Source organism: Ramlibacter alkalitolerans (genome assembly GCF_016722765.1).
GTDB lineage: Bacteria > Pseudomonadota > Gammaproteobacteria > Burkholderiales > Burkholderiaceae_C > Ramlibacter > Ramlibacter alkalitolerans.
On the sequence record NZ_JAEQND010000008.1, the window covers coordinates 161,241 to 174,922 of the forward strand.

A 13,682-nucleotide genomic window follows, 5' to 3' on the forward strand; every position below is an offset into this window, starting at 1 on the left:
GGTTCATCGCGGTGCTCTTCGTGCGGCGCGCGGTCGCGCCAGGCCGCGCGCCCTTGGTCAGGTTGCGGTCAGGCGCTTGCAGGCATCGTGCAGGATCGAACAAAAGGAGTTGTCCATGGCCTACGCCGCGCTGCCCGTCCTGCCCAAGATCGGCACGATCCGCGTCTGCCGGCCGGAACAGGGACAACCCGGCGTTTCGCTGGATTCCTCGGCGCTGCTGGTGATGACGGACCTCAAGCGTGTTGCCGCGGCGGTGATCTCCCCGCAAGAGACGATGGACCGCGCGCACGCCTTCATGATGCAGCGCGGCGTGCGCATGCTGCTCGCGCTCGACGACCGGCAGACGCTCGCCGGCATCGTGACCACCAACGACATCCTGGGCGAAAAGCCCGTCGCCGTGGTCGAGGAACGCCGCATGCGCCACGACGAGATCCTGGTCGCCGACGTGATGACGCCGGCCGACCGCCTGGAAGCCTTCGACATGCACACGGTGCAGTCGGCCCAGGTCGGCCAGGTGGTCGCGGCGCTGCAGCGGGCGCGGCGCCACCACGCCATCGTCGTGCAGACCGCCGCCGACGGCACCCGCGAGGTGCGCGGCATCTTCTCGCTGTCCCAGATCGCCCGCCAGCTCGGCATCCCGCTGCAGCTGCCGACCGAGGCGAAGTCCTTTGCGGAGCTCGAGGCCGCGCTCTACTAGCGCGCATCCGGCCCCCTCCAGCAAGGTCGTCCCGCCCCCCGCCCGGCATCCAGCGCCGGGCTGGTCGGCACCTTCGTGCCTTTGAATCCGGCACTTGCGCCTGTTTACAACTGTACGGGCGCTGTCACACTTTGAATCGTTCACTCTCTTATCACACCGGTGCTGCGCGAGCAGCACCCCTTTCTGCAGCGGAGGCTCCATGCACACGGCAGTCCCTGATTTCGCGCTACCCGCCCCCCGGCGGGGGGCTCTCACCTTGATGGACTGGATCAACGCGCAGGCGGCCGTTCTGGAGGAGGAGCAGAAGCTCAAGGCGCTGGTCGCCCGCCACTGGCGGCACCAGGACGGCCCGGAAGCCCTGGAGCGCCAGCGCATCCGCGTGCAGGTGGCGCAGGACGCCGCCGACGCGATCTACGACAGCGTGATGAAGGACTTGCGCGGTTCCTGAGCCGGCGGCGAGCGCAGGCAGGACACTCGCCGCATGCGCATGCCCGCCCCCCGCCTTCCGCTCCGAAGTCGACTTGCGTCTGCCCTCGTCCTCGCCTGTGCGGCCAGCCTGCTCCAGGCGGCGAGCTTCCCGCTGGAAATCCCCGGCCAGCGCCTGACGGTGGAAGTCTCGGACGAACTCGAAGCCTCGCCTGTTCCAGGCACCCCCGACCTCACCGCCTACCTCGCCTTCCCTTCCGGCCAGCCGCTGGCCGCCCCCTCCTGGCTCTCGCAGACGGACAGCGTGCGCATCGTGCTGCGGCCGCTGGCGCCCGGCATGCCGACGCGGGTCGAAGCGCTGCTGGATCGCGCCCTGCCGACGGAGTCCGACCATGCTTCCGGGCGGCCCTGGTTCGTGCGCAGGACGGACGACGGCATGGCGGTGTACCGGCAGGCGACGCAGGAAACCTGGATCTTCCGGGGCCGCGACGGCGCGCGCGTAGGCGTCCACGTGCCGACCACGCCGATCCAGCGCACGCATCTGGCTTCGCGCCGCTACGGCGACAGCCTGGAAGTGATCTACCAGTACGGTCGCGAACACGCCGACCTGCGGGCGATGGACGCCTTCGTGCTCGCGCAACTGCGCAAGCACGTGCGTTCGGTGGTGCGCGAAACCCGTTAGGAGCCTGCGGAAGCACCCGCCGCTCAGGCAGCGACGAACACGATCTCCGCGCCGTAGGCCTCGGGCAGGGGAACCGACACGCGCCCTTCCTCCGCCGCGCAAGCCACGCCGGCGGCGACCAGCACCTCCTGCAGGGCTTGCAGGCTGCGCGTGCGCAGCGTGAGCGCAGCGCGTTGTCCGGGCGCTGCGATCGCGATGCGGGTGCCGGCCGCGTCGAAGCCGCCGTCGTCGCCCGCAGCGTCCACGTCGAACACGGTGCGCAGCACGGCGCCGAGCCGGCGCGGATCGCGCGTGGCAAAGCGGACCTCGCTCACCGAGGTCGCGGTGTTGGCATGGCGCTGCCAGGCCGGCTGCCACACCAGCTCCGGCGTATGGTGGCGGCACAGGAACACGCGCACGTCCGGCGCCGGCGCGCGCACTTCCGTGTTGGTGAACGCGGCCACTCCGTGCACGCCGGGCATCTCCACCGGCCGTTCGAGCCGGCGCGAAGGCAGGAAGGCCTCCGGGGGCGCGCGGCGCACGTGCTCCGCGCGGTCCGCCGCGGCGATGCCGGACAGGCCCAGCGGCAGCGACTGGACTTCCGGCCGCACCGTGGCGGGCGTTCCCGGCTCGAAGCCGATCAACTCGAGGTACTGCTGCTCCAGGATCGCCAGCCGGTTCACCGAGCCGCTGCTGTGACGCCCCAGCGGCGTGAGCGTGAAGCCGATGCGCTCGAAGAAGCTCGCGAGTTCGCCGAGCGCCTGCCCGGCATGGAAGATCACGTGGTCGACGGGCACCGCGCCGCGGGCGCCCGGAAAAGCATTCGCCGCCATCGCGCGAATGTACCCGGCTACAGGCGTGGCAGGCTGCTGCGGCAGGAGGCGACGTAGCGGCACAGGCGGCCGTAGCGGCGCAAGGCGATGTTGCGCAGCTGGCAGGAGATCAGTCGCTTCACCCGCGGATCCAGGCACGGGCTTCGGTCGCCCGCATAGTCTTCGAGCGCCTGTTCCGCCGTCCTCCAGGCTGCCAGCAGAAGCTCGAAACGTTGGTCCCGCATGTCTGCATCATGGCGGCAGGCCGGCCTGCGCTTCGCTGACGAGAGTCAAGATTGCTGCATGCGGGCCGCCGCTGCGCGATGCCGCTTCAGCCTTTCGGCCGAGTGGCGCGCTGCCGCCGCAACGCGCGCTGGTGCGCGCGGCGGCGCGACCAGGCATCCAGCGCGCCATGCAGGGGCCGCGGCAGCAGGTGGATCGCCCGCGCGGTCAGGCCGACCAGGAAGGTGTGGATGACGGCCATGCGCGATCGCACCGGAAAAGTCTCAGCGCGGCTTGCTGTCGGTGTGTTGCCGCAGGGCGACCAGGTCGGCCATCAGGCGCGGGTCCTGCAGGGCCATGGCCCACAGCTTGCGGTCTTCCTCGCGGCGGCGGCGGGCTTCCGCCCAGGCGACGAAGGTGAACTCGATCTGCCGTCCGGCCGCGACGACCATCGAGCCGGCGACGGAGAGCACCGAGACCAGCGCGCCCAGGGCCGTGACGCGGCCGATCGGGGCACGTGCGCGCGGATGGCGGGCGACGGCTTGCGGGGTGAGGGAGGGGTGGAAGGGAACGACGCGTGCCATGGTATGGCCTCCTTTTGCCTTGCATCGGCGCTGGCGGGCGGGGTGCTGCCCGCAGCGCGGGGGGGTGTCAGCCAGTGGTTGACGACATGCAAGGATGATCCGTCGGCGCCCCGGGAGCCCGGCTGATGTAGGTCAGTCCGGGAGCCGAAAGCCGCCTTACGGGGCGGAGAGACCGGTACTTTTCAGCACCGCCTGCGTTTCCTCGCTCGCCAGCAGGATCAGCAGCGACAGCGCCGCCGGCGAGTTCGCGGCGGAGGGCGAGACGGCGCCCACGTAGACGGTGCCCTCCTGCCGCCCGGCCCCTGCGCGGGCCAGCGCGATGATGGAGCCGTCGGACACCGCGCCGTCCTTGCCCAGCGCCTCGAGCAGCGACTGGGGCAGCACGGCGAGGTCGAAGTCCTCGCCGGCACGGATGCGATCGGCCAGCGCGCCTTCGGCCTCGTTCAGCACCGCCAGCTTGTGGCCGGTGCGCTTCTCGTACACCGGCGCGATGGCGCTCACCACCGGCTGGAAGGCGCCGGCCACGAGCACCTTGACCTCGTCGGCGGCCGCGGCCAGGGCGAAGGTCCAGCCGGCGGCCAGCACGGCGGCGCAGCGGACGAAGGAGTGGACGGTGTTCACGAGCGCCATTGTGCGGCAGCCGCTCACAGTGCCCTCCACTCCCCGATGCAGTGGCGCGCCAGCGCCGTGACCCAGAAGGGTTCGGACGGGTCGAAGGCCAGGCCGAAGCGCGGGCTCACGAGGAAGCCGGCGCGCTCGAAGGCTTCGGGATCCTGGGCGCGGATGAAGGCGGCCAGGGTGGCGAAGGGCACGGCCACGTTCCCCAGCATCACCACCTCGGCCTGCAGGGTGATTTCCTCCAGCCGCCCGCAATCCTGGAAGCGGTAGACGACGTCGCCGTAGTCCATCTCGTCGAGCCCGACGTCGTTGCGGCCCGCGCGCCAGGGCGGGCCGCGCCGGCGCAGCAGGTCGCCGGCGAGCGCCGTGAACGGCGTCTCGTCGACCTGCACGTAGGGGTCCAGTCTCATGCTGCCCGCGAGCCCCGCACGCGCACGCAAATCGAGACCTGGGTTCCCTTCGAAAGGCACTTTCGTTCCTTCGCAGCCCCGGCGACAAAGCGCACCATTCATTCACCCTCAGCACTCATCGAGTCCCTCCTCTTCCTCCTCCTACTGAGGGTCATCCAGCGGCCGCCTCGCGCGGCCGCTTTTTTTTTCATCGCGCCGGTTCGGGCGCCGCGCCCTCGTGGCCGATGATCGCCCGGGTGGCGTAGTACCGCGCCACCGCGTCGACCTCCTCCGGCCGCATCTGGCGCGCGATGTTGCGCATGGCACCCAGCGTGTCGTTGCGGCGCGCGCCTTCGGCGAACTGCTGCATCTGCGCCGCCAGGTAGGCCTGCGACATGCCGTCCAGCCAGGGGCTGCCCGGCTTCTTGTCGATGCCGCCGTGGCAGGTGGCGCAGGGCGCGATGTTGCGCATCGGGTCGCCCACGCTCACCAGCTTCGGCACCTCCGTCGGCGGCCCGGCCGGCGAGGGCCGCGGCAGTTGCGCATAGAACGCGGCCAGGTCGCGGATGTCCTGCTCCGACAGGCCGGCCGCCAGGCCCTGCATCAGCGCGTGGCGGCGCTGGCCGTTCTTGTAGTCGGTCAGCTGCTTGTACGTGACCTCGGCGTACTGGCCGGCGAGGTTGGGCACGTCGGAGGAGCTCACGCCGCGCGCGCCGTGGCACATGGTGCAGCGCAGCGCCAGCGTGCCGCCATGGCCGACGTCGCCGCCGGCGGCCAGCGTGGAGGTGAAGACCGATGCGACGCGGCTGGCCTGGGCGTCGTCGCGCGGCACCGCGGCCGACCAGTTGCGCGGCACGCCGGCGGCGCGGCAGATCGCGTCCCACAGACCGCCCTGCACGAAGTCGGGCTTGACCCGCGGCAGCCAGAAGAAGGCGACCAGCACCGCCACCACGGCCAGCGCCGCCAGCGCCAGCAGCGAGCGCCGCACGCCGGCCGAAGCGAAGGTGCCGCCGCCGTGCGCGCTCATCGCGGGCCTCCGATCAGCACCACCGGCACCGAGGTCTGCGGCAGCAGCGCGAGCTGCACGATCGGATAGCCGTAGTTGACGACCGTCAGGCCCACCATCAGGGCGATCCACAGCGCAAAGCCGTTGAGCGCCGCCGGCACCGGCCCGGCGTGCACCGGCAGGCTGAAGGTGTAGGGCGCGGGTTGCGCCGCACCGCGCCGGCGCGCTGTCGCGAGGATCCAGATGAACAGCAATCCGCCGGCCACCAGCAGCAGCCCGCCGATCGAGGAGATCGTGACCGTGATCGCCTGCGGGTGCAGCTCGGGATGGCTGTAGTCGAAGTACGCCATGCGCCGCGGCATCCCGAGCAGGCCGGTGAAATGCCAGGGCAGCGTGGTGACCATCATGCCGACGAACCAGAGCGTGAGCTGCCAGTTCATCAGCCGCGTCGACAGCGGCGCGCAGCCCGTGAGGTGCGGCCACAGGTCGTAGGCCACCACGAAGTACATGATCACGATGGCGCCGGCGAAGATCAGGTGGAAGTGGCCCGTGACCCACTGCGTGTTGTGGATGGTTTCGTTGAGCTGGTAACTCATGTTCACGATGCCGCCGGCGCCCCCGAATCCGAGCATGACGAAGGCGTACGCGACGGCCAGCATGTACGGATTGCCCCAGGGCAGCGCCTTCACCCAGCCGAACGCACCGCGCCCGCCGCGCAGCCGGGCGGCGATCTCCACCGAGGCGCAGATGGTGAACACCGTCAGCAGCGTCGGCACCGACACCATCGCCGTGAACACCGCATGCAGGAACTTGAAGCCGGCGCCGACCTGCGGGTCCGCGAACAGGTGGTGGATGCCGATCGGCATCGAGAACACCAGGAACAGTGCGAAGGCCACGCGTCCCATCGTGTCGCTGTACAGGCGGCCGCCGATGGCGCGCGGGATGATCGTGTAGAAGGCGATGTAGGCCGGCATCAGCCAGAAATAGACGATCGCGTGCAGCGTCCACGAGAACAGCACGCGGGCCAGGCCTGCGTCGATGGTGTCCTTCCAGCCGAAGGCCGCGGGCAGGATCAGCAGCAGGATCTCGGAGGCGGCGCCGACCGAAGTCCAGGCCCACAGATAGGCGCCGGTCGCATTGCCGAACATCGCCAGCGGCACCACGGCGCCGGGGTGGTCCTTCTTCCAGCGGTGCAGGTTCCAGGACGTGAGGCCGACCCAGATCCAGGAGCCGACCACCACCAGCACCACGCCGAGGTAGTAGAAGACGTTGCCCACCATGGGCGGATAGAAGGTGTAGAGCACCGACGCCAGGCCCAGCGCCACCGGCGTGGCCGCCATCACGGTGCCGGCGACCACCAGCCAGAAGCCGGCCCAGGCCCAGCGCACGCCCAGCAGCGGGCGCCCCAGCGCCAGCTCGGTGATCGCGTAGCCGAAGCCCATCGCAACCAGCGTGGGCAGCACGTAGGCCATCACGGTGCCGTGCGCCGTGACGGAGCGGTAGTACAGCTCCGGGTTGGAGATCCAGCCGGCCAGCGGGCTGCGCACCGCCATCTGCCATTCCCCGAGCAGCAGCGCCGCGGCGAAGCCGATGAAGGCGACCCAGAAATGGGCCAGCACCAGGCGCCTAGCGAGGAACACAGCTCACCATCCTTCCGGCCTGCGCCTGCTGCAGGAACGCGTTGCGGTCCACCACCTGCACCCGCGCCCACATGCCCTCGTGCCCGGTGCCGCAGTACTCGTGGCAGGGCATCAGCATCTCGCCGGTCTTGCGGAACGCGGTCGTGAAGGTGGAGACGAAGCCCGGGATCAGCATCACGTTGGCATTGGTGCGGCCCACCACGAAGCCATGCACCACGTCGCTGGCGGTGGCGCGGAAGGTGACGGGCGTGTCCGCCGGCACCACGATGCACTGCGGCGTGAACGAGTACTGCTGCGCGACCAGGCGCACCGTGACCTGACCCTGCGCGTCCACCGTGGTGCCGAGGTTCGCCTCGATGAACTCGCCGCGCTGGTGCAGGGTGCGCGGATCGATGGTCTCCACCCGCGACGGCGGCATGGCGGCCCAGTGCAGGCCGGTGAAGACCATCATCGCGATCAGCAGCGCGATGATGCCGCCGACGATCACGGCCCAGCGCCGCTCGTGGCGCTCGGCCGATTCCGCCGCCGGGGAATGCGAGATGGCGCTCATTGGACGGCGCCCCTCGGCAGGTAGGCGAGGAAGTAGAAGAGGAAGTAGATCAGCACGACCAGAAAGGTCGCCACGCCGGCGACGGCCCAGGTGCCGCGCGGCCCGTCGCGCACGATCTCATCGACGGCCCGGTCTTCTTCGCTGCTCTCGTCGGTCTGCATGTTCACTCCAGCGGCACCGAGCGCAGTGCGTTGGCCTGCGCCGCGGTGACCGGCGTTCCGCCGTTGCCCCAGGCGACGCGGATGTAGGTGACCACCGCGGCGACCTCCTCGTCGTTCAGCAAGTGGGCGAAGGGCGGCATGCCATAGGGCCGCGGGTTCTTGCGCGTGGCCGGCGCATAGCCTCCGTTGAGGACCATGCGGATCGGGTTGACCGGCGAGGTCATCTCGATCGACGGATTGTTGGCCAGCGGCGGGAAGCCCGGGGGGAAGCCCTTGCCCTCGTCGCCGTGGCACATCGCGCAGGAGGCCGCGTAGATCCTGCGCCCGGTCTCCATCGTGGCCGGCGCCACCAGTTGCGCCTGCGGCTCGGGCCGCTTCTCGCCCTTGGGCGGCAGCGACTTGAGGTACACGGCCATCGCGCGCACGTCGTCGTCGTCCAGGTACTGCAGGCTGTTGTAGGTCACTTCGGCCATCGGGCCGTAGACGGCGCCGCGGTGCGACACCCCGGCCTGCAGCAGGTCGGAGATCTCGTCGAGCGACCAGTCGCCCAGGCCGGCTTCGCGGTTGGACGTGAGCGAAGGCGCGTACCAGTTCTGGTTGGGGATCATGCCGCCGCTGAAGGCTTCGGCCTCGCGCGAGCCGCCGAGCGCGCTCACCGCCGTGTGGCACATCGAGCAGTGGCCCAGTCCCTGCACCAGGTAGGCGCCGCGGTTCCACTCCTTGCTCTGCTTCGGATCCGGCTGGTATTCGCCTTCCTTGAAGTAGAGCGTGCGCCAGCCGAGCAGCAGTTCGCGCTGGTTGAAGGGAAAGCGCAGTTCGTGCGGCCGGTTCGGCTGCTTCACAGGCGGCACCGACATCAGGTAGGCGTAGATCGCGTCCGAGTCGGCCCGGGTGACGCGGGTGTAGTTCGCGAACGGCATCACGGGGTACAGCAGCGTGCCGTCGCGCGAGCGGCCCTCGTGCATCATCCGGTAGAACTCGTCGGGGGTCCAGCGGCCGATGCCGGTCTCGTCGTCGGGCGTGATGTTGGGGACGAACATGTTCCCGAACGGCGTCGGCATCGGCCGGCCGCCGGCGAAGATGGCGCTGCCCGGTGCCGTGTGGCAGGCCACGCAGTCGCCCGCGCGCGCCAGGTACTCGCCGCGCGAGATCACGTCGTTGGCCGCACCCTTGACCGCGGCACCGTGCGACACGGAGGCCCAGGGCTTGAGCTGCCACAGCACCCAGCCCACCCCGAGCAGCGCCAGCAGCAGCACCACGGCGACGAGCGCTCCGACGCCGCGCTTCATCGCTGGCTCCCGCAGGTCAGCGGCATGCGCTGGGTGTTGCGCGCGTCCGGTGCCGCCTCACGCGGTGCGGCGAGGCTGCCGAGATAGCCCGCCAGCGCCTGGATGTCGGTCTCCTCCAGGCGGGTGGCGATGCGGTGCATGCAGTCGGGCGCCGCGGCACGGCGCTCGCCGGCGCGCCAGCGCGTGAGCTGCGCCGCGATGTAGTTGGTCCGCAAGCCGACCAGCCCCGGGATCCCCGGCTCCATCCCCGTGAGGTTCGGCCCGTGGCAGGCCATGCACGCCGGGATCTGCCGGTTGGTGTCCCCGTTCTGCACCAGCGTGCGCCCGTGGTCCAGGAGCGTCGCGGGCAACGCGGAGGCCTGCGCTGCCGGGAACGGCGGCCGCAGCTTGGCGAAGTACTCCGCGATCTCGCGCAGGTAGTCGTCGGACAGGTAGGCGACCAGGTAATTCATCGGCGCGTAGCGCCGGCTGCCGTCGCGGAAGGCGCGCAGCTGATTGAGCAGGTAGCCGGCCGGCTTGCCCGCGATGCGGGGGAAGTAGTCGCTGCTGGTGCCCTGCCCCTGCTGCCCGTGGCAGGTGACGCAGCCCTGCACGCGCGCTTCCATCGAGTCGAGGTCCTTGAACTTCGGCACCGTCGCAGGATCGGCCTGGGCCAGCACGCTGGCGGTGAGGACGGTGAGGAGGACGGCGGCGGCGGACCCGCGCAACAGGCTTCTTGTTCTTCGAGGCATGGCAGGAGCGCGGATCATCCGCCTGCCGCCGGGCCCCTGCGTGTAGGAATCGTCTGGCGATCCTGTCGGCGCCGGCGCGCGCCGGGCTCGATCGTCGTCACGAGAGCTCGCCGGCGACAGCACCCAGGCCACGACCACCCACCGTGAAGTGGCTTATCGTTCCAGCCTGCCTGCACTGCGAACCATGACCCTCGAAACCATCTTCGGCCCGACCGGCAACGTCACCTGGGCGCAGGAATGCGCCCGCGCCGCCCTCATCTTCTTCTACGGACTGGTGCTGGTGCGCATTGCCGGCCGGCGGGTCTTCGGCCACTGGACGGCGGTCGACATCATCGTCGCGATCGTCACCGGCTCCACCCTGAGCCGCGCGCTGACCGGCAACGCCGACCTGTTCGGCACGCTGGCAGCCACGACGCTGCTGATGGCGCTGCACTGGGCGACCGCGCATGTCTCGGCCCGCTCCGCCTTCTTCTCGCGGCTGGTGGAGGGCCCGCCGGTGCAGTTGTCCGAACACGGCCTCGTCGATCCGGCGACGCTGCGCCGGCACGCGATCAGCCCGGCGACGCTCGAACAGGCGCTGCGCGGCGCCGGCGTGGAGACGGTGACCGGCGCGCGCCTGATCGTGCTGGAACCGAGCGGGAAGATCTCCGTCCTGAAGAAGACCTGATGCCCCTGCGCATGCGCATCACCCGCCGCCAGCTCCTGCTCGCCGGCGCCGCCTTCGCCGGCCCCGCCAGCGCGGGCGCACCGGGGCCGATGCCACGCGACGCGCGGGTTCCGGGCGGCGTCGCCCGTCTCGCGCTCGGGGCCGCGCCCGAGCGGCCGCAGGCGCAGCAGGGAGACCAGCCGCTGCTGGTCGTCGGCACGCCGTCGGCCTGGGAGGCGATCGTCGGCCTCCCGCTGGCCACCTTGCCAGGGCCGGCCCGGATCGAGGTGCAGGCGGGCGGCGCCAGCCGCAGCATCGACTACGTCGTGCGGGCCAAGAGCTATCCGCAGCAGCGGCTGCGGGTGGCGCCGGGGCAGGTGGACCTCTCGCCGGCCGACCAGGCGCGCCACGAGCGCGAGCGCGCGCACCTGCAGGCCGTCATGGCAACGTATTCGGCACCGGCGGCCGGCGCGGCCTCGCTGCCGATGCGCGCTCCGGTGCCGGGGCGCCGATCCTCCTCCTTCGGGCTGCGGCGCGTCTTCAACGGCCAGCCGCGGGCGCCGCATGCCGGCATGGACATCGCGGCCGGCCTGGGCACGCCGGTGGCGGCGCCGCTCGCCGGCCGCGTGATCGACACCGGCGACTACTTCTTCAACGGCGGCACGGTGTGGCTGGACCATGGCGGCGGACTGCTCACCCTCTGCTGCCACCTGAGCGCGATCGACGTGCAGGCGGGCGACGTGCTGGGCGTCGGCAAGCGCCTCGGCGCGGTGGGCGCCACCGGCCGCGCGACCGGTCCGCACCTGCACTGGGGCGTGCTGCTCAATCGTTCCATGGTCGACCCGGCTTTGTTCCTGGCGGCCTGAAGGTGCGTTGCCAAGCGGCGGCTTCCCGGGCACGATAGTCCGCCCGTCCGGACCCGCACGCCATGTCCTTCCTCTGGCCCCAGTACCTGTGGCTGATGCTCGCGCTGCCGCTGCTGGTGGCCGGCTACGTGTGGCTGCTGCGGCGGCGGGTGAAGGCGGCCGTTCGCTACAGCAGCGTGGCCGTGGTCCGCAAGGCGGCGGCGCGCAACTGGCGGCGGCACATCCCGCCGGCCCTGCTCCTGCTGGCGCTCGGCGGGATGGTCTTCGCGTCGGCGCGGCCCACGGCCCGGGTGCCGCTGCCCTGGGCCCGCTCGACGGTCATGCTGGCCATGGACATCTCGCTCAGCATGCGCGTGAGCGACGTCAAGCCCACGCGCATGGCGGCGGCGCAGGACGCCGCCAAGCTGTTCCTGCACGAGCTGCCGAAGAACATCGAGGTCGGCCTCGTCACCTTTGCCGGCAGCAGCCAGGTGGCGCAGGCGTCCACGCTGGACCGCGAGGCGCTGGTCTCGGCCATCGACGCGATCCAGATGCAATACGGCACCGCCGTCGGCAACGCCATCGTGCTGTGCCTGGCGGAGCTGTTTCCCGACCAGGGCATCGACCTGGGCGAGATGACCTTCCCCAGCAAGCAGCGCGGCCGCAGCCTGGACGACAAGCCGAAGCCGCCCCCGGCCAGGCAGGTCGCCCCGGTGGCGCCGGGCTCCTACGATTCGGCGGCGATCATCCTGCTGAGCGACGGCCGCCGCACCACCGGGGTCGAGACGCTCGAAGCCGCGAAGATGGCGGCCGACCGCGGCGTGCGTGTCCACGTCATCGGCCTGGGCACCGTCGACGGCGCGGCGGCCAGCGCCGAGGGCCTGCCCATCTACATGCAGCTGGACGAACCGACGCTGCGCGAGGTGGCGCGCCTCACCGGCGGCGAGTACCACCACGCAGCGACCGCCGAGACGCTGCGCAGCGTGTACGAGAACCTCGGCTCGCACGTGCAGGTGCTCACGCGCGAAACCGAGCTCACGGCGCTGGTCGCCCTGGTGGCGGCGCTGGTCGCGGTGGCGGCCGCGGGGCTGTCCGTGCTGTGGGCGCGGATCGCCTGATCAGCGCTTGAACTTGCCGTCGGCGCCGATGATCGACAGGTCGGCGAAATCGAGGCCGGTGTGGTCGTCCGGCCCGAAGTTCAGTTCGAGGCCGCCGATGTCGTACTTGTGGATGTTCTCCAGCGCAGCGACCACCTTGGCGCGCGTCGGGTTCGGGCCGGCGCGGCGCAGGCCTTCCACCAGCACCTTGGCCGCGACGTAGCCCTCCAGCATCTGCGGGCTCAGCTCCAGGTTCTTTTCCCGCGCCAGTTCGGCCGCTTCCTTGACGAAGACGTACGCGTACGAGCGCACCGAAGGGAAGACCTGCGTGACGATCACGCCATGGGCGTCCTTGCCCAGGCTCTGGATGAAGCCGCCGGAGGCGTTGTTCGACAAGGTCACCACCTGCGCGGCCGACTTGGCCGCGCGCAGCGCCTTCACGCCTTCCGCGACGCCCTTGCCGGAGGCGATCCACAGCACGGCCTGTGCGTCCTTGGACGTGATCGCCGGGATGATCGACGGGGTGTCCGGCTTGCCGCGATCGGCCTTGACCACCGCCACCGGCTCGATCCCGGCCTTGGCGAAGCCCTTGTTGGCGCCCTCGAGCCCGTCGAGGCCGAAGGAATCGTCGGCATGCACGACGGCGATGCGCGTGATGCCCAGGGTGTGCAGGTGCGACACCGCCTTCTCCGCCTCGCGCTGGTAGGTGGAGCGGACGTTGAAGACCGTCTTGCGCACCGGGTGGTGCAGCAGCATCGCGCCCGTCGACGGCGCCACCAGCGCGACGCCGTTGGCCTCCAGCACCGGAAGGAGCGCCTCGGTGTGCGGGGTGCCGCGATTGAGGAACATCGCGAGCACGTTCTTCTCCTCGACCAGCACCTTGGCATTCGCCGCCGCGAGCGGCGGCTCGAACTTGTCGTCCAGGGAGAGCAGCTCGATCCTCTGGCCGTGCACGCCACCGCTGGCGTTGACCTTGTCGATCCACAGCTTGGCGCCGGAAGTGGTCTCCTTCACCCCCGCGGCGACCGGGCCGCTGAAACCGGCCGTCTGGCCGATGAGGAGCTGCGAGCACGCCCACAGCGGCGCCAGCGCGGCGAGCGCCGCGACCACGAACTTCTTCATCCCATTCCCTCCAACGACTCCTGCCGGACCACGCCGCGACTGTAAGCAGAGCTCAGCCTCGGCGACAGCGGGCCAACCCGCCCGGTTGAACCCAATGTCCGTTGTTTTGCCACGCCTGGCGACGTGCGGCCTTGATTGTGCCCCAACGATTCTCTTATTATGGGAATAATTCAAGAGGACGAGGGA

Annotated in this window: 19 protein-coding genes; 6 read left to right on the plus strand and 13 right to left on the minus strand. The window is 70.7% G+C overall.

Annotation, left to right across the window (positions count from 1 at the left end; translation table 11 throughout):
* The first annotated feature begins 115 nt into the window (after nt 1–115).
* The 3 genes from JI746_RS15460 to JI746_RS15470 all read left to right on the plus strand — a co-directional run bounded on the left by JI746_RS15460 (nt 116) and on the right by JI746_RS15470 (nt 1,805).
* Nucleotides 116–697 carry a CBS domain-containing protein gene (locus JI746_RS15460; RefSeq protein ID WP_201690693.1) on the plus strand — a complete coding sequence of 194 codons (582 nt, stop codon included), beginning with the start codon at nt 116–118 and terminating at the stop codon, nt 695–697.
* Nucleotides 698–956: 259 nt separating this feature from the next.
* Complete coding sequence (locus tag JI746_RS15465; RefSeq protein WP_201690694.1) at nt 957–1,145, plus strand: hypothetical protein; 189 nt, start codon at nt 957–959, stop codon at nt 1,143–1,145.
* Nucleotides 1,146–1,178: 33 nt separating this feature from the next.
* Complete coding sequence (locus JI746_RS15470; protein WP_201690695.1) at nt 1,179–1,805, plus strand: hypothetical protein; 627 nt, start codon at nt 1,179–1,181, stop codon at nt 1,803–1,805.
* A gap of 23 nt (nt 1,806–1,828) precedes the next feature.
* On the opposite strand, the gene JI746_RS15475 is transcribed toward JI746_RS15470, so the two are convergent.
* The 12 genes from JI746_RS15475 to JI746_RS15530 form a co-directional block, all read right to left on the minus strand.
* Nucleotides 1,829–2,617, minus strand: a complete 789-nt coding sequence (locus JI746_RS15475; RefSeq protein ID WP_201690696.1) for a VOC family protein — start codon at nt 2,615–2,617, stop codon at nt 1,829–1,831.
* Between the two features lie 17 nt (nt 2,618–2,634).
* The gene (locus tag JI746_RS15480; protein ID WP_201690698.1) at nt 2,635–2,841 is read right to left on the minus strand and encodes a hypothetical protein; all 207 of its coding nucleotides are present in this window, start codon (nt 2,839–2,841) and stop codon (nt 2,635–2,637) included.
* A gap of 86 nt (nt 2,842–2,927) precedes the next feature.
* On the minus strand, nt 2,928–3,080 hold the full coding sequence (locus JI746_RS15485) for a hypothetical protein (protein WP_201690699.1): 153 nt from the start codon (nt 3,078–3,080) through the stop codon (nt 2,928–2,930).
* Between the two features lie 22 nt (nt 3,081–3,102).
* Nucleotides 3,103–3,402: a hypothetical protein gene (locus tag JI746_RS15490; protein ID WP_201690700.1), complete on the minus strand. Its 300-nt coding sequence runs from the start codon at nt 3,400–3,402 to the stop codon at nt 3,103–3,105.
* Between the two features lie 156 nt (nt 3,403–3,558).
* On the minus strand, nt 3,559–4,023 hold the full coding sequence (locus JI746_RS15495; RefSeq protein WP_201690701.1) for a substrate-binding domain-containing protein: 465 nt from the start codon (nt 4,021–4,023) through the stop codon (nt 3,559–3,561).
* 23 nt (nt 4,024–4,046) lie between these two features.
* Entirely contained in the window at nt 4,047–4,430 is a 384-nt protein-coding gene (locus JI746_RS15500) for a hypothetical protein (RefSeq protein ID WP_201690702.1), read from the minus strand.
* 187 nt (nt 4,431–4,617) lie between these two features.
* The gene (locus tag JI746_RS15505; RefSeq protein WP_201690703.1) at nt 4,618–5,436 is read right to left on the minus strand and encodes a c-type cytochrome; all 819 of its coding nucleotides are present in this window, start codon (nt 5,434–5,436) and stop codon (nt 4,618–4,620) included.
* Nucleotides 5,433–7,055, minus strand: a complete 1,623-nt coding sequence (locus JI746_RS15510) for a cbb3-type cytochrome c oxidase subunit I (protein WP_201690704.1) — start codon at nt 7,053–7,055, stop codon at nt 5,433–5,435. The genes JI746_RS15505 and JI746_RS15510 overlap by 4 nt, the downstream gene beginning before the upstream one ends.
* Nucleotides 7,042–7,605 (minus strand): cupredoxin domain-containing protein, encoded by a 564-nt coding sequence (locus JI746_RS15515; protein ID WP_201690706.1) that lies wholly within the window; start codon nt 7,603–7,605, stop codon nt 7,042–7,044. The genes JI746_RS15510 and JI746_RS15515 overlap by 14 nt, the downstream gene beginning before the upstream one ends.
* Nucleotides 7,602–7,766: a hypothetical protein gene (locus tag JI746_RS15520; RefSeq protein ID WP_201690708.1), complete on the minus strand. Its 165-nt coding sequence runs from the start codon at nt 7,764–7,766 to the stop codon at nt 7,602–7,604. Before JI746_RS15520 ends, JI746_RS15515 begins: the two co-directional genes overlap by 4 nt.
* Nucleotides 7,767–7,768: 2 nt before the next feature.
* The gene (locus JI746_RS15525) at nt 7,769–9,055 is read right to left on the minus strand and encodes a c-type cytochrome (RefSeq protein WP_201690709.1); all 1,287 of its coding nucleotides are present in this window, start codon (nt 9,053–9,055) and stop codon (nt 7,769–7,771) included.
* Nucleotides 9,052–9,786 (minus strand): c-type cytochrome, encoded by a 735-nt coding sequence (locus JI746_RS15530; protein WP_201690711.1) that lies wholly within the window; start codon nt 9,784–9,786, stop codon nt 9,052–9,054. The genes JI746_RS15525 and JI746_RS15530 overlap by 4 nt, the downstream gene beginning before the upstream one ends.
* A 184-nt stretch (nt 9,787–9,970) precedes the next feature.
* Between JI746_RS15530 and JI746_RS15535 the strand changes: the two genes are divergently transcribed.
* The 3 genes from JI746_RS15535 to JI746_RS15545 all read left to right on the plus strand — a co-directional run bounded on the left by JI746_RS15535 (nt 9,971) and on the right by JI746_RS15545 (nt 12,395).
* Nucleotides 9,971–10,453 carry a DUF421 domain-containing protein gene (locus JI746_RS15535; protein WP_201690712.1) on the plus strand — a complete coding sequence of 161 codons (483 nt, stop codon included), beginning with the start codon at nt 9,971–9,973 and terminating at the stop codon, nt 10,451–10,453.
* Nucleotides 10,453–11,298, plus strand: a complete 846-nt coding sequence (locus tag JI746_RS15540; protein ID WP_201690713.1) for a peptidoglycan DD-metalloendopeptidase family protein — start codon at nt 10,453–10,455, stop codon at nt 11,296–11,298. Before JI746_RS15535 ends, JI746_RS15540 begins: the two co-directional genes overlap by 1 nt.
* 62 nt (nt 11,299–11,360) lie before the next feature.
* Nucleotides 11,361–12,395 (plus strand): VWA domain-containing protein, encoded by a 1,035-nt coding sequence (locus tag JI746_RS15545; protein ID WP_201690714.1) that lies wholly within the window; start codon nt 11,361–11,363, stop codon nt 12,393–12,395.
* Here the strand turns inward: JI746_RS15545 and JI746_RS15550 are convergent, their stop codons facing one another.
* Nucleotides 12,396–13,496, minus strand: coding sequence for an ABC transporter substrate-binding protein (locus JI746_RS15550; RefSeq protein WP_201690715.1), 1,101 nt, complete (start codon nt 13,494–13,496; stop codon nt 12,396–12,398).
* Nucleotides 13,497–13,682: the final 186 nt, after the last annotated feature.

What these genes read in the sequence shown, in the direction of transcription:
- JI746_RS15505 (WP_201690703.1), bottom strand. Translation starts at nt 5,436, where the DNA reads ATGAGCGCGCACGGCGGCGGCACCTTCGCTTCGGCCGGCGTGCGGCGC.
- JI746_RS15550 (WP_201690715.1), bottom strand. Translation starts at nt 13,496, where the DNA reads ATGAAGAAGTTCGTGGTCGCGGCGCTCGCCGCGCTGGCGCCGCTGTGG.
- JI746_RS15520 (WP_201690708.1), bottom strand. Translation starts at nt 7,766, where the DNA reads ATGCAGACCGACGAGAGCAGCGAAGAAGACCGGGCCGTCGATGAGATC.
- JI746_RS15470 (WP_201690695.1), top strand. Translation starts at nt 1,179, where the DNA reads ATGCGCATGCCCGCCCCCCGCCTTCCGCTCCGAAGTCGACTTGCGTCT.
- JI746_RS15530 (WP_201690711.1), bottom strand. Translation starts at nt 9,786, where the DNA reads ATGCCTCGAAGAACAAGAAGCCTGTTGCGCGGGTCCGCCGCCGCCGTC.
- JI746_RS15490 (WP_201690700.1), bottom strand. Translation starts at nt 3,402, where the DNA reads ATGGCACGCGTCGTTCCCTTCCACCCCTCCCTCACCCCGCAAGCCGTC.
- JI746_RS15515 (WP_201690706.1), bottom strand. Translation starts at nt 7,605, where the DNA reads ATGAGCGCCATCTCGCATTCCCCGGCGGCGGAATCGGCCGAGCGCCAC.
- JI746_RS15540 (WP_201690713.1), top strand. Translation starts at nt 10,453, where the DNA reads ATGCCCCTGCGCATGCGCATCACCCGCCGCCAGCTCCTGCTCGCCGGC.
- JI746_RS15525 (WP_201690709.1), bottom strand. Translation starts at nt 9,055, where the DNA reads ATGAAGCGCGGCGTCGGAGCGCTCGTCGCCGTGGTGCTGCTGCTGGCG.
- JI746_RS15545 (WP_201690714.1), top strand. Translation starts at nt 11,361, where the DNA reads ATGTCCTTCCTCTGGCCCCAGTACCTGTGGCTGATGCTCGCGCTGCCG.
- JI746_RS15460 (WP_201690693.1), top strand. Translation starts at nt 116, where the DNA reads ATGGCCTACGCCGCGCTGCCCGTCCTGCCCAAGATCGGCACGATCCGC.
- JI746_RS15500 (WP_201690702.1), bottom strand. Translation starts at nt 4,430, where the DNA reads ATGAGACTGGACCCCTACGTGCAGGTCGACGAGACGCCGTTCACGGCG.
- JI746_RS15535 (WP_201690712.1), top strand. Translation starts at nt 9,971, where the DNA reads ATGACCCTCGAAACCATCTTCGGCCCGACCGGCAACGTCACCTGGGCG.
- JI746_RS15475 (WP_201690696.1), bottom strand. Translation starts at nt 2,617, where the DNA reads ATGGCGGCGAATGCTTTTCCGGGCGCCCGCGGCGCGGTGCCCGTCGAC.
- JI746_RS15485 (WP_201690699.1), bottom strand. Translation starts at nt 3,080, where the DNA reads ATGGCCGTCATCCACACCTTCCTGGTCGGCCTGACCGCGCGGGCGATC.
- JI746_RS15465 (WP_201690694.1), top strand. Translation starts at nt 957, where the DNA reads ATGGACTGGATCAACGCGCAGGCGGCCGTTCTGGAGGAGGAGCAGAAG.
- JI746_RS15480 (WP_201690698.1), bottom strand. Translation starts at nt 2,841, where the DNA reads ATGCGGGACCAACGTTTCGAGCTTCTGCTGGCAGCCTGGAGGACGGCG.